This is a genomic window from Sinorhizobium sp. BG8, from assembly GCF_016864555.1.
Lineage (GTDB): Bacteria > Pseudomonadota > Alphaproteobacteria > Rhizobiales > Rhizobiaceae > BG8.
The window spans coordinates 2876672-2893595 of the sequence record NZ_CP044011.1 but is presented as its reverse complement, the minus strand read 5'-3'; the positions used below and the strand labels follow the sequence as shown (position 1 = coordinate 2893595).

At 60.8% G+C, this 16924-nt stretch carries 14 protein-coding genes; 4 read left to right on the top strand and 10 right to left on the bottom strand.

Going from position 1 to position 16924, the window contains the following annotated elements; genetic code table 11:
- Positions 1–42 precede the first annotated feature (42 nt).
- Both F3Y30_RS13705 and F3Y30_RS13700 read right to left on the bottom strand, forming a co-directional pair.
- On the bottom strand, positions 43–3279 hold the full coding sequence (locus F3Y30_RS13705; protein WP_203423239.1) for a c-type cytochrome: 3237 nt from the start codon (positions 3277–3279) through the stop codon (positions 43–45).
- A 47-nt stretch (positions 3280–3326) separates the two neighbouring features.
- Positions 3327–4586, bottom strand: a complete 1260-nt coding sequence (locus F3Y30_RS13700; RefSeq protein ID WP_203423238.1) for a ferric reductase-like transmembrane domain-containing protein — start codon at positions 4584–4586, stop codon at positions 3327–3329.
- Between the two features lie 311 nt (positions 4587–4897).
- On the opposite strand from F3Y30_RS13700, the gene F3Y30_RS13695 reads away from it, so the two are divergent.
- Both F3Y30_RS13695 and F3Y30_RS13690 read left to right on the top strand, forming a co-directional pair.
- The gene (locus F3Y30_RS13695) at positions 4898–6319 is read left to right on the top strand and encodes a M10 family metallopeptidase (protein WP_203423237.1); all 1422 of its coding nucleotides are present in this window, start codon (positions 4898–4900) and stop codon (positions 6317–6319) included.
- 377 nt (positions 6320–6696) lie between these two features.
- On the top strand, positions 6697–7317 hold the full coding sequence (locus tag F3Y30_RS13690; RefSeq protein ID WP_203423236.1) for a GntR family transcriptional regulator: 621 nt from the start codon (positions 6697–6699) through the stop codon (positions 7315–7317).
- Positions 7318–7427: 110 nt separating this feature from the next.
- Here the strand turns inward: F3Y30_RS13690 and F3Y30_RS13685 are convergent, their stop codons facing one another.
- From F3Y30_RS13685 to cysG, 5 genes are all read right to left on the bottom strand, one after another.
- Positions 7428–8240 carry a ferredoxin--NADP reductase gene (locus tag F3Y30_RS13685; RefSeq protein ID WP_203423235.1) on the bottom strand — a complete coding sequence of 271 codons (813 nt, stop codon included), beginning with the start codon at positions 8238–8240 and terminating at the stop codon, positions 7428–7430.
- A gap of 217 nt (positions 8241–8457) precedes the next feature.
- Positions 8458–8970: a DUF934 domain-containing protein gene (locus F3Y30_RS13680; protein WP_203423234.1), complete on the bottom strand. Its 513-nt coding sequence runs from the start codon at positions 8968–8970 to the stop codon at positions 8458–8460.
- Positions 8971–8980: 10 nt separating this feature from the next.
- Complete coding sequence (locus tag F3Y30_RS13675; RefSeq protein ID WP_203423233.1) at positions 8981–10651, bottom strand: nitrite/sulfite reductase; 1671 nt, start codon at positions 10649–10651, stop codon at positions 8981–8983.
- A 9-nt stretch (positions 10652–10660) separates the two neighbouring features.
- Positions 10661–10978 (bottom strand): DUF2849 domain-containing protein, encoded by a 318-nt coding sequence (locus F3Y30_RS13670; protein ID WP_203423232.1) that lies wholly within the window; start codon positions 10976–10978, stop codon positions 10661–10663.
- Between the two features lies 1 nt (position 10979).
- Positions 10980–12416: a siroheme synthase CysG gene (gene cysG, locus F3Y30_RS13665; RefSeq protein ID WP_203423231.1), complete on the bottom strand. Its 1437-nt coding sequence runs from the start codon at positions 12414–12416 to the stop codon at positions 10980–10982.
- 216 nt (positions 12417–12632) lie between these two features.
- Between cysG and F3Y30_RS13660 the strand changes: the two genes are divergently transcribed.
- Both F3Y30_RS13660 and mazG read left to right on the top strand, forming a co-directional pair.
- Positions 12633–13220 carry a nucleoside deaminase gene (locus F3Y30_RS13660; protein WP_203423230.1) on the top strand — a complete coding sequence of 196 codons (588 nt, stop codon included), beginning with the start codon at positions 12633–12635 and terminating at the stop codon, positions 13218–13220.
- Between the two features lie 23 nt (positions 13221–13243).
- Positions 13244–14077 carry a nucleoside triphosphate pyrophosphohydrolase gene (gene mazG, locus F3Y30_RS13655; protein ID WP_203423229.1) on the top strand — a complete coding sequence of 278 codons (834 nt, stop codon included), beginning with the start codon at positions 13244–13246 and terminating at the stop codon, positions 14075–14077.
- Between the two features lie 238 nt (positions 14078–14315).
- Here the strand turns inward: mazG and hflX are convergent, their stop codons facing one another.
- From hflX to F3Y30_RS13640, 3 genes are all read right to left on the bottom strand, one after another.
- On the bottom strand, positions 14316–15704 hold the full coding sequence (hflX, locus tag F3Y30_RS13650; RefSeq protein WP_203426617.1) for a GTPase HflX: 1389 nt from the start codon (positions 15702–15704) through the stop codon (positions 14316–14318).
- 4 nt (positions 15705–15708) lie between these two features.
- The gene (gene hfq / locus F3Y30_RS13645) at positions 15709–15951 is read right to left on the bottom strand and encodes an RNA chaperone Hfq (RefSeq protein WP_183799062.1); all 243 of its coding nucleotides are present in this window, start codon (positions 15949–15951) and stop codon (positions 15709–15711) included.
- 106 nt (positions 15952–16057) lie between these two features.
- On the bottom strand, positions 16058–16921 hold the full coding sequence (locus tag F3Y30_RS13640) for a D-amino-acid transaminase (protein WP_203423228.1): 864 nt from the start codon (positions 16919–16921) through the stop codon (positions 16058–16060).
- Positions 16922–16924 lie beyond the last annotated feature (3 nt).

Genomic DNA, 16924 nt, shown 5'->3' with positions numbered 1-16924 from the left:
CTCGCGGGCGTGGGCCGCCGTCCCCTGCCCGCCACCGCACCGTCACTTGTCCTTGATCTCAAAGGTCACCATCTGTACGCCGCTCGCTCCCTTGTCCTCCTCTGCCTTCTTGGCGAGATTGATCGCGAGACCGCGTGTCACGGGCTGCCTCGCCTCTGCGACGAGATCCTTGGCCCTGTCCGCGCTCAGCCTATCCCCTCCAAGTCCGCCGACACGGCAGAAGGCGATCATCGTTTCGGCCGCCGAGGGCGTATCGAAAGTCAGGTCGCCGGTCCCCGGTTGCGGAATCAGCCGCTTCTCGTCCGGCTTCAGGGTGGGATCGCCGATCATCACATCGGGTATGATTTCCACGTTCCCCGTCTCTTCGACATACATCACCTGAAGCTCACAGGCCTTGTTGGTGGTGAGCTCGAAGGATAGCTGGTCACCGACCCTCGCGACGGTCGACGGGACATGCAGAGCGAGCCGGAGCTTGCCTTCATTCGTCTTGTCGTCCTGGCGATAGGCAGGCGTCTCGGCGACGGTCTGGATCGCTGAAGCACCTGTCGTCGCTATGCCCGTCGATGTCTCCGACGATGCGTTCGCCAGCGCGTCCGCGGACCTTTGCAGCGGCCGAAGTCTCATCAGGGGCTCGAGCAGGAACGGAAACTGCTGCTCGATCTCCACACGCGGGATGGTGCCGCCGGCCTCGAGCGTCGCGACCCAATCGATGCCCAGGCGCAGGACGTCCAGATCCGTCAGGCGCCGCACGGCGTCCGAGAACTGGCCCGGCGTCATGTCGAACTCTGCAGCGACCGCCTCGAAATTCAGCTCCTCCTCGTATTTGTCCGCAAAGTAGGTGACCAGCTCCGCATTGCCGGGTGCGAGAATGCTCTGAGCCCCACCATCGGGCGTCGGTTCGGTGACGTCGAGCTTCTGCAATGCCGCCACGAACCGCTTGCGATCCTGGTCATAGACCCGGTCCAACGTCTCCTGGGGCACATACATTGCAAGGAGCGCCTCCTGCTGGTCCTTGCTGAAGAGCGTGGAGGTCTCGATATGTTCGCGAAGCTGGTCGCGCTTCGAGAGGATACCATTGGCATGGCAATCGAAGCACGAACGGGCATTCGTGATCTCCACCCCCTTGCCGATGGGCCGCTGACGGAAGGAGACGATGTTGGTCGGTCCGACGTCGAGCTGCTTGCCTGCGGCTGTCGAGAGGTAGTAACCCTGCAGTCCGTTGGGCAACGAGAATATCATTTCACCACCGTCGTGGTGGAATGCCTCGAGGCCGGTTTCGAGAGGCTCGAGCGTCGCGGGACCATGTGGGAAGCGCTTGAGCACCTGTTTGCCGACATCGCCGCCGAAGTCGTAGGATTTCCAGTAATATCCGCCGAAGGGCATGTCGTGGCGCTCGAGCATGCGATTGTGGTCTGAGACGCCCGACGATCCGTCCGTAAACCCGGCCCGGACAATCTTGTGGGTGCGGATGTTGTTGTCCACGTCGATGTCGAAACGCTTCTCGAGTTCCCGGATATCGGTCGGAAGCTTCATAAGCCTGTTGTAGACCTTGGGCCGGGCGCCGTTGCTCATGAACCAGTCGACCCGCATGATCGGCAGCGTCGTATCGGTCGCCTTCGAGAGCGCATTCAAGGACGGATCGCTCTCCGGGTCGACGCCGTAGACGTACTCTCCGATCAGAAAGTCGTAGTCTTCCGTGTCCCAGGCAAGGTCGCGGATGTCCACCCGTACGAGAAGGCCATCAGTTCCCTCGACTTCGGTCGGAACCACAACGTCAGGACCGAAGGACACGGAGTTGAGGAGCTTCTTGAACCCGCCCGCCAGCACGTCCATCCGCTTCATGAAGGTCTTTTGGTCCTCGCACCCCATCATTCCATTGTACTGGTTGCGATAGCTGAAGTAGCGCATGAACGGCTTGTCCGTGTCGCTTACGCCGGAGATATCCTTGAGCGCGGCCTCGATGAACGCCTTGTAGCCGAGCATGGGCCTTGTCCGGGTTGGCGGCGAAGCGGCGGTATCCGGAAGCGCCTTTTCATCGAGCGAGTCGATCCATTCTTCGAGAGCCTTCACCTCCGAGACATCCGGCCGTTTGCCGAGCGGCATGCGCCCGCTCGTGACGCTGGTGAAGAGCCGTGACTTCCCCGCATCGCCGGGTGTCACGAAGGCAGCGTTTGCTGCAATCGAGGCGAGATCGCCGGCGGGAAACGAGCCTTGCGAACCTTCTCCAGGACCATGACAATTGCGACAGTACTTGCCGATGAAGGCGTCGGCAGCCGATGCGAGGGCGCCGTTGTCTCCGCCGAGTGCTGCTTGCGCCGTCTTCTCCTTGCAGACCGGTTCCACATCCGGCTTTCTGACCGCTGTCGGGCGATCGGCGAGGAAGGAATAGATTGCCAGCCTGTCTTCTTCGCCAAGAGCCGACATTCCCTTGGCGATCCGGCGCATCAGGGGATCGGAGAGCGGCGTGCCCGAGAGTTTCTTGCTCTCCTCGATGACGCCCACCGTGAAAAGCTCAGGAGAGGCGAGCCCAGCTATGCGGGCCTTGGTGATGTCGGGAGCAACCGCACCCGTGAGCCCTTTCTCGCCCTCGTAGGCGTGTTCGGTATCAAGCCCATAGGTGGTGGTGCGCGGCGTATGACAGTCGCCACAGGCACCGACGTTCTCCACGAGATATCGGCCCCGTTCCTGCTGGGTCTGTTCGCGCGCCTGATAGGAGGGCACAGTGAAATGAGTGCGCTTCCAAAGCGTCAGGGTCGTCTGCCGGTTGAACGGGAACGCGATTTCATGTTCCCGCGATACCGCGTCGGATGGCGGCAGCGTATCGATGTAGGCCTTAATGTCGAGCACATCCTCGGGCTTCATCCCACCATACGAGGTGTAGGGCATGACCGGGTAAAGGTGGTTTCCGTCTCGGTCGACGCCATTCATCACGGCATTGAGGAAGTCGCCGTTGGACCATCCTCCCGTCCCATTCGGGTGGGCGGAAATGTTTGGCGCGAAAAACTTTCCGATCGCTGTTTCCATCTCCATGCCGCCGGAGAGGAGTTCCGTGTTATCGCCGGAGCCGTGGCACGCACCGCATCCCGCCGCAGCGAACATATCCTTTCCGTTCGCCTTGTCCGGCACGTAGCCCGAAAAGGCGTCGGCGGAAAAGTGGTCGCGCGCAACCGCCCCCGCGGGACAGAGGACCGAGAGCACAATTCCCGCGGCAGCGGCAAGCCGCAAGCACGGTCGGGTCGCGCGCAGGACGGCATCGGAAAGCTGCCGGGGCATGGGCATTGCGGCTTCCTTTCGGTCATCGGATGGCCGGCGCGCCGGCGGATACTTCAACGAAACTCGAAACGCTCGAACTCTATTCGCCTCGGCATGCGGCCGAGCTCCCTCAGCCCCCTGACAATCGCCAGACGCAGGGGTGGCGGCCCGCAAAACCAGAGATCCGCATCTGCCGGATCCATGCGCACGGTGCTTACGAGCTTGCTCGCATCCAGCCGACCGTCGGTCGACGAGTCGTGAAGATCGAAGCTGAAGTTCTCGAGCTTCTCCGCCTGGGACTGGAAGGTTTCGATGCCGATCGCCTCCGCCCGGTCTCGAACGCAATAGACCATGTGGATGTCCTGGCCTTCGTCACCCTTCAGACGGCCCGCCATTGCAAGAAACGGCGTGACACCGATACCTCCGGCGAGCCAGATCTGCTTGCTGCCGCCGCGCCGGTGGTTGAACCGACCGTAGCCACCCTCCAGCCGAAGTTCGTCGCCGACCTCCAGCCCATCGCGCAGTGCCCGTGTGTAGTCGCCAAGCGGTTTGACGGCGAAGCGAACGGAGCCATCGTCTTCCATTCCGGCAATCGTGAAGGGATGCGGCTCGCGCAGCCCCCGCCTGTACGCGCGAAAGAAACCGAACTGACCCGGTGTCGCCCTGAGCTTCCGGCCCTTCGGGCTTGCGGAAACAAGTGTCGCTCCGTCGTGGCGGACGACGTCGCGGACCTCGTATCTCCGGGTTCTGAGCCAGGGTAGCAGCTGGGTGTAGAGGTAGCTCGCGATGCCAATGGCAGCGAAGATATTCAGATACGACGCAAGGAGGGCCGTGCCGTCATAGGGCCGCTTGATGAACATCTGATGGAACGCCACCAGGACAAAGAGGCAGCCGATCAGACGGTGGGTCATTCTCCAATAGTGATAGGGAATCTCGATGCGGGTCTTTGGCACGACCTTGACGAGGCTCAGCACCAACAGGACCACGAAGCCGTAGAAGGCCCATTCTCCGGCACTTGCGGCAAGCCTGTTCAGCCCGCTCGTGACTGAAAGGCCCTTGAAATCCGGCGTGACGAAATAATGAACCAAGATCAGCGCGAGCACGGAGATGCCGATCTTCCGATGGAAGTGGTAGACGCGATCGAGGCCGCCAAACAAGCTTTCCACGAAGGGCGGGCGCGTCGCCATGAACTGCGCGAGCGCCATCGCCACAAACGCCATCGAAGACGCCATAAGGGAAAAGGTGGTTCCTGCATTTGTATGGCTTACGGCCGGCACCGCCAGAAATCCGGCCGTCACGATCAGAGACGTCGCGACAATGGAACCTAGGGTCAATTTCCCACCCTTAGAAAAGTCAATGCAACCGGTTAGTTAACTATGCATCCGGCAGTCGCGCGCCGATCGACCGACGTTGCCCTAACAACGGACAACACCCCACCTTTATTCGCGCGGGAGCATATTCGACCGTTGGGAAAGAAGGGTCTCTGGCGATCACGCACCTCCCGGGGAATTTCGCCCGTCATGGCCGCAGGACACCGGAAATCGCTCACGAAATCTAGCAATACAAGAATCAACGCCAGTCCATAGAATCCATGTCGACCGACGGCCGCAACGGCCACCCGCAGCCGCGTCTTGGAGAAGTGCGTGTGACAGGAACTGGAAAGACCACACGGAGCGTCAGCCTTACCGGCACGCAACAGATCGATGCCCTTATCTACGGGGAAGCGTGGGCCGGCTCGACCGTCACTTATGCGTTTCCCACGTCAGCCAGCAGCTATAACTACTACGGCGAGCCGGACAACAATTTCGAAACCCTTTCTTCGCGACAACAGAGCGCGGTGCGATTTGCTCTCGACACTGCCTACGGTGGGCGCGCGAACGATGGATTCTCGGTCGAGGGCTTCACAAACCTGACCGTGTCAGTGGGCAGCGCTACGACTGCCACGCTGCGCTATGCGCAATCGGACGAGGCACTTCCGACTGCCTACGGCTACCTGCCGTCGACTTCCGCGTGGGGAGGCGATGTATGGATCAGTTCAGCATCTGCAAACCGGTCACCCGCTGCGGGCAACTATGCCTGGCTGGTCATGCTGCACGAGACCGGCCACGCCCTCGGTCTCAAGCATGGGCATGTAGCGGAGTATGGGTCTCCCGCGCTTCCATCGAGCTACGACTCGATGGAGTACAGCATCATGACCTATCACTCCTACATCGGTGAGCGCAGCACGTCCGGTTTTATGAACGAGACCTACGGTTTTGCCCAGACGTTCATGATGCTCGACATCGCGGCACTCCAGGAGATCTACGGCGCCGACTATACGACGAATGCCGGCGACACCGTCTACAAGTGGAAGCCGAGCAGCGGAGACACCTATGTCAACGGCGAGGTCGCGATCGACGCGGCTGCGAACCGCATCTTTGCGACGATCTGGGATGGAGGCGGTTCGGACACCTACGATCTGACCGCCTATTCGAGTGCGGTCAACATCGACCTGCGGCCAGGAAAGTACTCGATCACCAGCGAGGCGCAGCTTGCCTATCTGGGTGGCGGGCCGAACCAGGGAAACTCCCGTGGCAACGTCTTCAACGCGCTTCTCCACGACTCCGACACGAGATCCCTGATCGAGAACGCCTATGGCGGCTCGGGAAGCGATACGATCCGCGGCAACGTCGGGAGCAACAAGCTTTCAGGCTATTCCGGCGCAGACAAGCTTTATGGGGACGCGGCCAAGGATGTCCTCTTTGGCGGTGCGGGCAACGACAGGCTGTACGGACAGTCAGGCAATGACATCCTCTACGGCGGCACGGGGACCGACCGCCTGAGCGGCGGAGATGGATACGACGACTTCGTCTTCCGCAAAGGCTACGGGAAGGACTGGATCCTTGACTTCGAGGATGGGACCGACGACATCGACCTGAGAGCCTACAGCTATTCAGGCGTCGACCAGGTTCTGGACAAGGCCTCCCAATCGAATGATGACGTCATCATCAAGTTCACCAGTTCGGACATTCTCGTCGTCGCTGATTTTCTGCTGAAGAACCTCGGCGCAGGAGATTTCCTGCTGTGAGCGAGCTACGTCCCTGAAGCGGAGCAGGCAGGCGGAGCCCCCGCCTGCGTGCTGCTGTCGGGAAATACTCCCACCGAAAGTTCCGGTTTCCTCACCCTCATCGCTGCAATGACGCCCTCGGCGCGTGTAAGCCACCGGAACTCGACGGGCACCGAGTGCGTGTGCGATCATTCAGGCCGATTGCACCCCTTCGCCAAGCCTGATGATCTGCCCAATGGTTGTTGATGTGACGATACCGCTTTCGGTCGTGAACTCTATCACTTCCGCCGAGCGCGCCCTCGGCCGTATGGGCACCTTCACTCGCACTGATATATCAGTTATTTTGCTATTCTCTTTGCGACATGCCAGTATGTGATATATCAGGTCCGGGAATCACAATGTCACCGCCGATCGATTCACAGGCTCGCCTTGCGTTCCGCGCGCTGGAGAACCTCATCGTTACTTTGAAGCTGAAACCGGGGGCGCTCGTCACCGAGAAGCAGCTCATCGATCTCGCGGGCCATGGCCGGACACCGGTCAGGGAGGCGATCCAGAAGCTCGCATGGCAGGGCCTCATCGAAATCAGACCGCGTGTAGGCCTGCAGATTTCGGCCATTCGTTCCGACGACCACGAGAACATCATGCAGGCAAGAAGGCGGCTGGAACCCCTCGCCGCCGAACTCGTCGCCCTTCATGCGTCGGATAATCAGCGTAGCCGGCTGGTCGCCTGCGCCCAGTCGATGACCGCGTGCTCGATCAATTCCGACATCGAAGGGTTTCTGGCGGCCGACAAGGAATTCGACGAGATCATGGAGGAAGCCTGCCCCAACACCTTCCTCACATCGGCTCTCGCCTCTCTTCAGACCCACGCGCGTCGCCTGTGGTTCGCTCGCGCCGACAACAGGAAAATGGATACTTCGATCGACCTGCATGTGAAGGTGATCCGGGCGATCCGGCAGGCGGATGCAGTTGAAGCGTCCGCCGCGATGTCAGCCTTGATGGACCATCTCGGGTCCTGAACGGAAGACGCTCGGTCACAATCCCGTCTTGCCGGGATCGGACAACAAAAAAGGCGACACAGGTCGTGCCGCCTTCGTCTATTCATTTCCGGTTTTGCTCGTACGAGAGCTCAGTCGACAAACGCGCGCTCGATTACGAACTCGCCGGGCTTGCTGTTTGCGCCCTCGGTAAGGCCGGCCTGCTCGAGGAGCGCCTTGGTCTCCTTCAACATCGCCGACGATCCGCAGATCATCGCACGATCGACGGCCGGATCGAAATGCGGAACACCGAGGTCCGCGAACATCTTGCCGTTGACGATCAGGTCGGTGATACGGCCCTGGAACGCGTAGTCCTCGCGCGTCACCGTGGCATAGTGCCGGAGCTTTCCACCGACGATCTCAGACAGCATTTCGTCGCCGTTGATCTCTTCGATGAGGTCGAAGCCGTACTTGAGTTCGGCAACTTCCCGGCAGGTATGGGTCACGATGACCTCGTCGAACTTCTCATACGTTTCCGGATCACGGATCAGGCTTGCGAAAGGCGCAATGCCTGTACCGGTCGAGAACATGTAGAGCCGCTTTCCGGGCGTCAGCGCATCCAGCACAAGCGTGCCCGTCGGCTTCTTGCGCATGAGAACCTGGTCACCGACCTTGATCTGCTGAAGGTGGGAGGTCAGCGGGCCGTCCGGCACCTTGATCGAGAAGAACTCGAGTTCCTCGTCCCAGGCGGGGCTCGCAATGGAATAGGCGCGATAGACCGGCTTCCCGTCGACAACGAGCCCGATCATGGCGAACTCGCCTGAGCGGAAGCGGAAGCTGTCAGGGCGGGTCATGCGGAAGCGGAACAGCCGGTCCGTATAATGCTGGACGCTCGTCACCGTCTCGGCGAAAACGCCGGCCGGCACGGTGGGGACGAACTCTTCGGTCTTGGCAGGCGCATTCATGCTCGGGATCATCCTGACGTCTGGTCGAAAACGTGATGGTAGGCAGATATTACATGTTGCGCTGCAAAGGAAGGTATCGCGTTCCAATCGCGAAGTCGTAGAAGCAATATGCTTCCCTCAGTTGCAACACGTGCTTCGAGCCAGGCTGCCTTACTAGAGATAAGACTACCCTTGGGCTCATTCAAGGATAGTCCCTTTCTTTCCTGATCTACAGGGGTCAGGCGGTCGGTGCGGCAATCCGACGCCAACTGTAGGACTTCGGGTCAGCTGCAGGCTTGGCCGTCGGCTGATAGTGGTTCGAAATTCCAGGAAGCCGCCCTTCGGCAAGCCGCTTCAAGGCCGTCGCATTCGTCACCGAGAAGCTGTCGATGCCGCAGCGTATCATGAGCGGTATCTGGTCGATCAGGACGTCACCCACCGCACGCACCTCGTTCTGATATCCGAGGCGCTGCCTGAGGAGAGATGCTTGGCTAAAGCCCCTGCCGTCATTGAAAGCCGGGAAGGAAATCGCCACCAGATCCAGGCGAGAAAGGTAGGGTTCCAGCCGCAGTGCGTCGTCTGCAGGCTTCAGGACCACGCCGAGACCGACATCGTTGCTACCCTCGGCCCGTGCAATCAGGGCGTCGAGATCCAGCAGAGGTCTCTGCCCCTCCTCCGCCTTCGTCTCTTCCGTTTCGATCACCCACGGATCGTCGTTCACGAAGCCGGTTTCTTTCCACAGTCTGGTCATTTCAAGGTCCTCAGGCCGCTTCGGCCGCGTTGCCGTAGAGCGCATCCTTGAAGGGCTGCGGTCCGACACGGCGATAGGCTGCAAGGAAGGTCTCGGACGGATCGCTGCGCAGGCCGAGATAGGTATCGACGATGACCTCGACGGCATCCGTCACCTTTTCCGGTTCGAAGCCACGGCCGATGATCTCGCCGATGGACGTGTTCTCGTCGCCGGAGCCGCCAAGCGTAATCTGGTAGAGTTCCGTTCCCTTTTTCTCCACGCCAAGCAGGCCGATGTGGCCGACATGGTGGTGGCCGCAGGCATTGATGCAGCCGGAGATCTTGATCTTCAGCTCACCGATTTCGGCCTGCCGCTCGGGCGAGCCGAAGCGCGTCGACAACTCCTGCGCGACAGGAATGGAGCGAGCATTCGCCAGCGCACAGTAGTCCAGCCCGGGACAGGCAATGATGTCCGTTATCAGCCCGGCATTCGCGGTCGCAAGCCCCGTCGCGACGAGCCCGCGATAGACCGCCTCCAGATCTGCCAGCGCCACATGGGGAAGGATGAGGTTCTGCTCGTGGCTGACACGGATCTCATCGAAGGCATATTCCTCGGCGATGTCGGCGACTGCTTCCATCTGAGCATCGGTCGCGTCGCCCGGGATGCCGCCGATCGGCTTCAGCGAGATCGTCACCATGCCGTAGTCGGGGTGCTTGTGCGGCTGGACGTTCTGGTGGACCCAACGGGCGAATTCAGGATCCGCCTTCTTCCACTGGGCCAGGTTCGCCCATCCTTCGGCGCGCGGCTCGAGAGCCGGCGGCGCGAAATAGGAAGTGATCGCCTGGATGTCGGCATCCGGCAGCTTCAGCTCGGTGTTCTTGAGGTCCGCGAACTCGACTTCGACCTGGCGCGACAGTTCCTCGGCGCCGGTCTCGTGAACGAGAATCTTGATACGTGCCTTGTACTTGTTGTCCCGGCGACCGTGCAGATTGTAGACCCGCATGATCGCGGTCGTGTACGAGAGCAGGTCTTCCTCGGGCAGGAAGTCGCGGATCTTCTTGGCGATCATCGGGGTACGCCCCTGCCCGCCGCCGACATAGACGGCAAAGCCGATCTCGCCCTTGTCATTCTTCTTCAGGTGGAGTCCGATGTCGTGCACCTGGATGGCGGCGCGGTCGCGCTCGGCGCCCGTCACGGCAATCTTGAACTTGCGCGGGAGGAAGGAGAACTCCGGGTGGACGGAGGACCACTGCCGCAGGATCTCGGCGTAGGGGCGCGGATCCGCCACCTCGTCGGCCGCCGCGCCTGCAAAGTGGTCGGCCGTCACGTTGCGGATGCAGTTTCCGGATGTCTGGATGGCATGCATCTCGACGGTGGCGAGATCGGCGAGCGCATCCGGCAGTTCGGAAAGCTTCGGCCAGTTATACTGGATGTTCTGGCGTGTGGTAAAATGCCCGTAGCCGCGGTCATACTTGCGCGCGATCTCGGCGAGCATGCGCATCTGCTTGCTGCTCAGCGTCCCGTAGGGAATCGCAACACGAAGCATGTAGGCATGAAGCTGCAGGTAGACGCCATTCATCAGGCGCAACGGCTTGAACGCATCCTCTGCAAGCTCGCCGGAGAGGCGCCGCTCGACCTGATCGCGGAACTGTGCGACGCGGTCGTTGACAAAGGCATGGTCGAATTCGTCGTATCGGTACATTTCAAGTCCTCAGGCGGCGGCCGGGTTGGTCGCATTCAAGCCGGAGTAACCGGCGGCGTAATCGATCGAAGGTCCTTCGGCGCGGATGCGCTCACGCATACGCAGCGGACGAAGGATGCCACCGACTTCTTCGACGTCGATGACATTCGCGTCAACCACTTTGTTGTCCGCAAAGGCCTGCTTTCCGGTCGCCTCGAGCGCGTCCACCGCTTCCTTGTGGCGGGCGACGAAGGCGTCCTGAAGAGATTCGCTCCAGTTCCCGGCGGCATCCAGCCATACGGAAATTCCGTCGGAAAGGCGGTTCGCGGTCAAGACCTTGTCGACCATGTCATGCTCCCAATAATGCGGCATCCGCCGTCTCGCGCTGGACGAGCGGAACCGAATGTTCGAAATTCGCACCGGCGACGGCATCGCCGATTATTACCATGACCGGACCGGTCAATTCGTCGCGGAACTCGAGGTCCGGCAGATCCTTGAGCGTACCGTGCAGGAGACGTTTCTCCCGCCGGCTCGCGTTCTCGATCACCGCCACCGTGGTCTCGGCGGGCAATCCGGCCTCCATCAGCCTGCCCGCTACGGACGCAGCGACAGTCTTGCCCATATAGACTGCGATGGTCGCGCCGGAAACAGCAAGGCGAGCCCAGTCGGGAAGAACCGCACCCGTGAGGTCGTGACCCGTCGTGAAGACCAGCGACGATGCCACTCCGCGAAGCGTGAGCGGAAGCTCGAAATCCGCGGCAGCGGCGAAGGCCGACGTGATGCCGGGGACGATCTCGTAGCTGACGCCCGCGCCCCGAAGTGCCGACATCTCCTCGGCGGCCCGACCATAGACCAGGGGATCACCGGATTTCAGGCGCACGACGCGCTTGCCTGCGCTGCCGAGTTCCACCAGCAGATCGTTGATTTCTTCCTGCGATTTCGAGTGGCAACCCTTGCGCTTGCCGACGGAAATGCGTTCTGCATCACGGCGCCCCATGTCGACGATCGCCTGCGGCACGAGAGCGTCGAACACGATGACGTCCGCCTCCATCATGACGCGCTGGGCGCGTAGCGTCAGCAGATCCTCGGCCCCCGGGCCGGCGCCGACGAGCCAGACGTGGCCCTTGACCTCGCGTGCAGTGTTCAGGAGATGATTGGCATTCTTGCGCGCAAGTTCGCCGTCGCCGACGTTGACCGCATCCGCCACGGGTCCCGAGAAGAACCGGCGCCAGAATACGCGGCGTGTCACACCGCGCGGCAGGGTGGCGTCCACGGCGTGCCGGTAAGCGGCAGCAAGGCTCGCAAGCCGTCCAAGCGACGGGGAAAGAAGCTGGTCGATCTGCGCCCGTATCATTTGCGCAAGCACGGGGCCTGCGCCTTCGGTGCCGATCGCGACTGCAACGGGCGCGCGGTTGACGAGCGCCGGGGTGAAGAAGTCGCAGTATTCGGGCTGGTCCACGGCATTGACAGGGATCCCGGCGGCGCGCGCGGCGGTGGAAATCGCACGATCGGCTTCGGCATCACCCGTGGCGGCAAAAACAAGTACGCTGCCGTCGAGATGTGCGGCGGAAAAAGGCTCGCTCGACAGCTCTACGCCCTTGTCCGCGAGAAATGCCGCGAAATCCGGTTGGGGGCCGTCGGCGACAACGACAATGCGGGCTTCGGTATTGAGCAGCAACCGGGTCTTGGCAAAAGCTTCATCGCCATTGCCCACCACCAGAACCCTCTTTGCCGCTACGCGGAAAAAGGCTGGGAATACCGACAATTTCTCATTGGCATGCTGCATATGACGGTCCGGTTCGAAGCTGGCGCACTATCGCGAAAAGCGGACCAGAATTGAAGAAACAGAAATTCATCCCGTTCCCGACGGGGGTATTCTTTTGCTCTCGCTGAATTGTTTGTGAGCAAATATGCCCGAACGCTTCGCCTCGAGGCTTGCTTCGATCACAGAGCCGCAGCTAAGACTACCCTATTCCGGCAGGACACGAAAAAGGAATCCACAATGAACCAGCCCCTTTTGGCCAGACGCCTGCTGGACGTGATCGAGCGCGACATCCTTCCGCTGACCGCCAAGGGTGTTGCTGCCGGCAACAAGATTTTCGGAGCTGCCATCCTCAGGAAATCCGACCTTTCGCTGGTCCTGGCGGAAACGAACAACGAAACCGAGAACCCGCTCTGGCATGGCGAGGTCCATACACTGAAACGGTTCTACGAGCGGACGGAAAAGCCGGATACCAAGGATCTGATTTTCTTGTCCACGCACGAACCCTGCTCGATGTGCCTTTCGGCCATAACCTGGGCGGGCTTCGACAATTTCTACTATTTCTTCAGCCACCAGGACTCCAGGGACAGCTTCGCAATCCCCCACGATCTCAAGATCCTCAAGGAAGTCTTCCGCCTCGACCCCGGCGGATACGCGAGGCAAAACGCATTCTGGCGTTCAGCGGCGATCGGCGATCTCATCGCGACAGCCGACGACCAGGAAAAGCCCGGCCTTCAATCCCAGGACGCTCGTGTTCGCGCCGCCTACGATCGTCTTTCCCAGGACTATCAGGCCGGCAAGAGCAACAACAGCATTCCCCTCAATTGATCTTCCCGCCCACGGAAAAGCAGATGCAGCCCTCACGCGACATTCAAGGCCTCATCGACATCATGGCCGCCCTTCGACAGCCGGAAACGGGCTGCCCGTGGGACGTCGTCCAGACCTTCGAGACGATCAAGCCATATACGATCGAGGAGGCATACGAGGTTGCTGACGCGATCGAACGTGGCGACATGGACGATCTCTGCGACGAACTCGGCGACCTTCTGCTTCAGGTCGTTTTCCATGCGCGCATGGCGGAAGAAGCCGGCGACTTCACCTTTGAAGATGTAGTGGAAGCCGTCACACGCAAGATGATCCGCCGCCATCCGCATGTCTTTGATCGCTCCGACGCCGATACGCCTGAGGCGGTCAAGCGCCAGTGGCACGAAATAAAGCAGGCCGAGAAGCGCGAAAGACACCAGCGGCGCGCGAAGCGTGGCCTGCCGGAAGAAACCGCGACAGGATATCTCGGAGGGGTCCAGCGATCATTTCCGGCACTGGTCGAGGCGCTGAAACTGCAGGAGCGCGCGGCAAAGGTCGGTTTCGACTGGTCGGAGCCCGAGCCGATCCTGGACAAGATCACCGAGGAGATCGGAGAACTGCGCGAAGCCCTGAAAGAGGGCGACAAGGCCAAGGTGCGGGACGAACTGGGCGATCTCCTGTTTGCCGTCGTCAACATCGGCCGCCACACCGACGCGGACCCCGAAATGGCATTGCGCGGGACGAACTCCAAGTTCCGCCGCCGTTTTTCGCACATCGAACAACAGCTTGAGGCTCATGGCGAGAGCCTGGATTCAGCAACGCTCGAGCGAATGGAGGAACTCTGGCAGGCCGCCAAGTCGATAGAAAGGCAGCTCAGTTAGGTTTAGAACCTACAAGTCTTTTCAGAGGCTTGGCGCTCGAAGCTATATCGAAATGGGAGGGGAGCGCTTTCTCGGCTCGGTGAAGCGGAAACTCCCCGTGGCAGGTCTCACGTAGGACGGAAACGAATTCGGTCGCGCTGCGACACGCGTGGAATGGACACCGCATAGCGAAACGCCTGAGGATAGTCGGCTCCAATAGAAGCGCGCGTGTCCTGGCAACTTCCCCGAATGCGAAGGGCTATTCCCAATCCTCACGGGCGCGCTTCTGTCCAATGCCGAGCCGCCTGTCGAGTTCCTTCGCTTCCGTTTCGGTCAAGCGCACGTCGACCGCAACACTTCCGTCCTCGAGGTCCCGCCGCTCGTCGACGATTGAGTGATCGTAGATCCATGGCAGGAGTTGCAGCTTGTCCACCGGCACGATTGCCTCCCGGTAGACGAGAACGCCAGACAGCCGTTTGTTGATCTCGGCGAGAAGCGCATCGACATTCTCGCCGGTCAATGCCGAAACAGCGATGGTATTCTCGGCACTGCTCGCCTTCTGAACGAGCGCCTCCCGGGCGACCGGGTCGAGGCCGTCGATCTTGTTCCAGACTTCCAGAATACGCTCGGCACCGTCCTTCTCGTCGATTCCGAGATCCGCGAGAATGCGCATGACATCGCCGGCCTGTGCCGCATTGTCGGGGTCGGACATATCGCGCACGTGCAGAATGAGGTCGGCCTCCAGAACCTCTTCCAGGGTCGCGCGGAAAGCGGCCACCAGGTGGGTCGGCAGATCGGAAATGAAACCCACGGTATCGGAAAGGATGACCATGCGGCCCTGCGGCAGCTTCATGCGCCGGAGGGTCGGATCGAGCGTGGCAAAGAGCATATCTTCAGCCAGAACCCCTGCCCCGGTTATCCGGTTGAACAGCGTCGACTTGCCGGCGTTGGTGTACCCCACCAAAGCAACGATCGGATGTGGAACCTTCTTGCGCTTCGAGCGGTGAAGCTGACGGGTGCGCCGCACCTGTTCGAGTTCACGTTCCAGGCGGACAATTCGTTCCTGCAGAAGCCGACGGTCGGCCTCGATCTGGGTTTCACCAGGGCCACCCATGAAGCCGGCGCCACCGCGCTGACGCTCAAGGTGGGTCCAGCTTCGGACCAGTCGACCCTTCTGGTAGTTCAGATGCGCGAGTTCGACCTGAAGCGTACCTTCCTTCGTCGAGGCACGCCGGCCGAAGATCTCCAGGATGAGGCCCGTGCGGTCGATGACCTTGGCGTTCCATTCCTTTTCGAGGTTCCGCTGCTGCACGGGCGTCAGCGGATGATCCACGATCACCAGACCCGCATCGTTTGCATCGAGCGCTTCGGTGATCTCGGCAATTTTTCCGGTTCCGAGCAACGTACCCGGCTTCGGCTGGCTTACGGGCACGACCGCCGCGTGGACGACCTCGAGGTCGATCGCCTTTGCAAGACCGATAGCCTCGGCAAGACGTGCCTCGTCGCTGCGCGACACGGTCACGTCCTTGTTTGCCCCGCCCTTCTTGACGACTGGCGTGATGACGACTGCTCGCATGTCGTCGCGGCGCTTCTCGAGCTCCGGAACGAGCGAGTCCTGTTTTGTATCGCGTTTCTTAATGTGCCTGATCCTGTCAGGAGGCGCTTTCTTCGGACTCGAACATCTGCAGCGGCTGGCCGGGCATGATGGTCGAGATGGCGTGCTTGTAGACCAGTTGCGAATGGCCATCACGGCGCAGGAGCACGCAGAAGTTATCGAAGGAAGTCACGACTCCCGTCAGCTTGACGCCATTGATGAGAAAAATCGTGAGGGAAATCTTCTGCTTGCGAACTGTATTGAGGAAAAGATCCTGCAAATTCTGAGAACGTTCCGCCATCGCGCCGCTTCTTTCTTGATTGCCGACCCCAACTGGTCGGTTGAATGAAATTCATGCCCCCGAAAGACCTGCCGACAAGTCTTCCGCAGATCATCGGGTTTTGGTATCAAATCGCAGTCTTTTCCGCAATGTCGAAAAAAGCCTCGCGAATTCTCTGTGCCGCCATCCCCGGATGGCCATTCGCAATCGGGACCCCGTCGATCTCCACCACAGGGAAGCAAATGCTCGTCGCCGCGGTAATGAACACCTCGCGGGCCGAGCGCATCTCCTCGACGGAAAATGCACGCTCCTCGATCTCCAGGCCCAGCCGCGCCGCGACGTCCATGAGCGTCGTGCGGGTGATGCCGCGAAGGATGCCGTGCTCTGCCGGCCGCGTCACCAGACGGCCGGACGAATCGACGAGCCAGACGTTCGTCGCCGCCCCTTCCGTCACCAGGCCATCGGAATCAACGAAGATCGCCTCCTGGGCGCCCGCCTCCCGCGCCTGCTGCCTTGCCAGGACATTGGGCAACAATCCGATCGTCTTCACGTCGACCCTGTCCCACCGGTTCTCGGGAACCGTAACGGCCTTGATTCCTTTTGCGTTCTTGCCGGCAATAATTCCCGGATCCGTGCTCTTGGCTGTGATCACCAGAGAAGCCGGCGTTTCGGCGGATGGAAAGACATGGTCGCGACGAGCGACACCACGTGTTACCTGCAGGTAGAACAGTCCATTGCGCACGCGGTTTCGGCGCAACAGTTCGCGGATGATCCCGACGAGCGCTGCACGGGACATCGGCGCCCGGATACGGATTTCGCCGAGCGAGCGATCGAGACGGTTCAGATGGCGTGTCAGATCGACGATCTGGCCGTGGCGGACCTCGCAGACCTCATAGACGCCATCGGCAAACTGGTAGCCGCGATCCTCGATGTGAACCCCGGCGTCGGCGTGGCGCAGGTATCGTCCGTTTACATAGGCGTATCTCGGCATGGT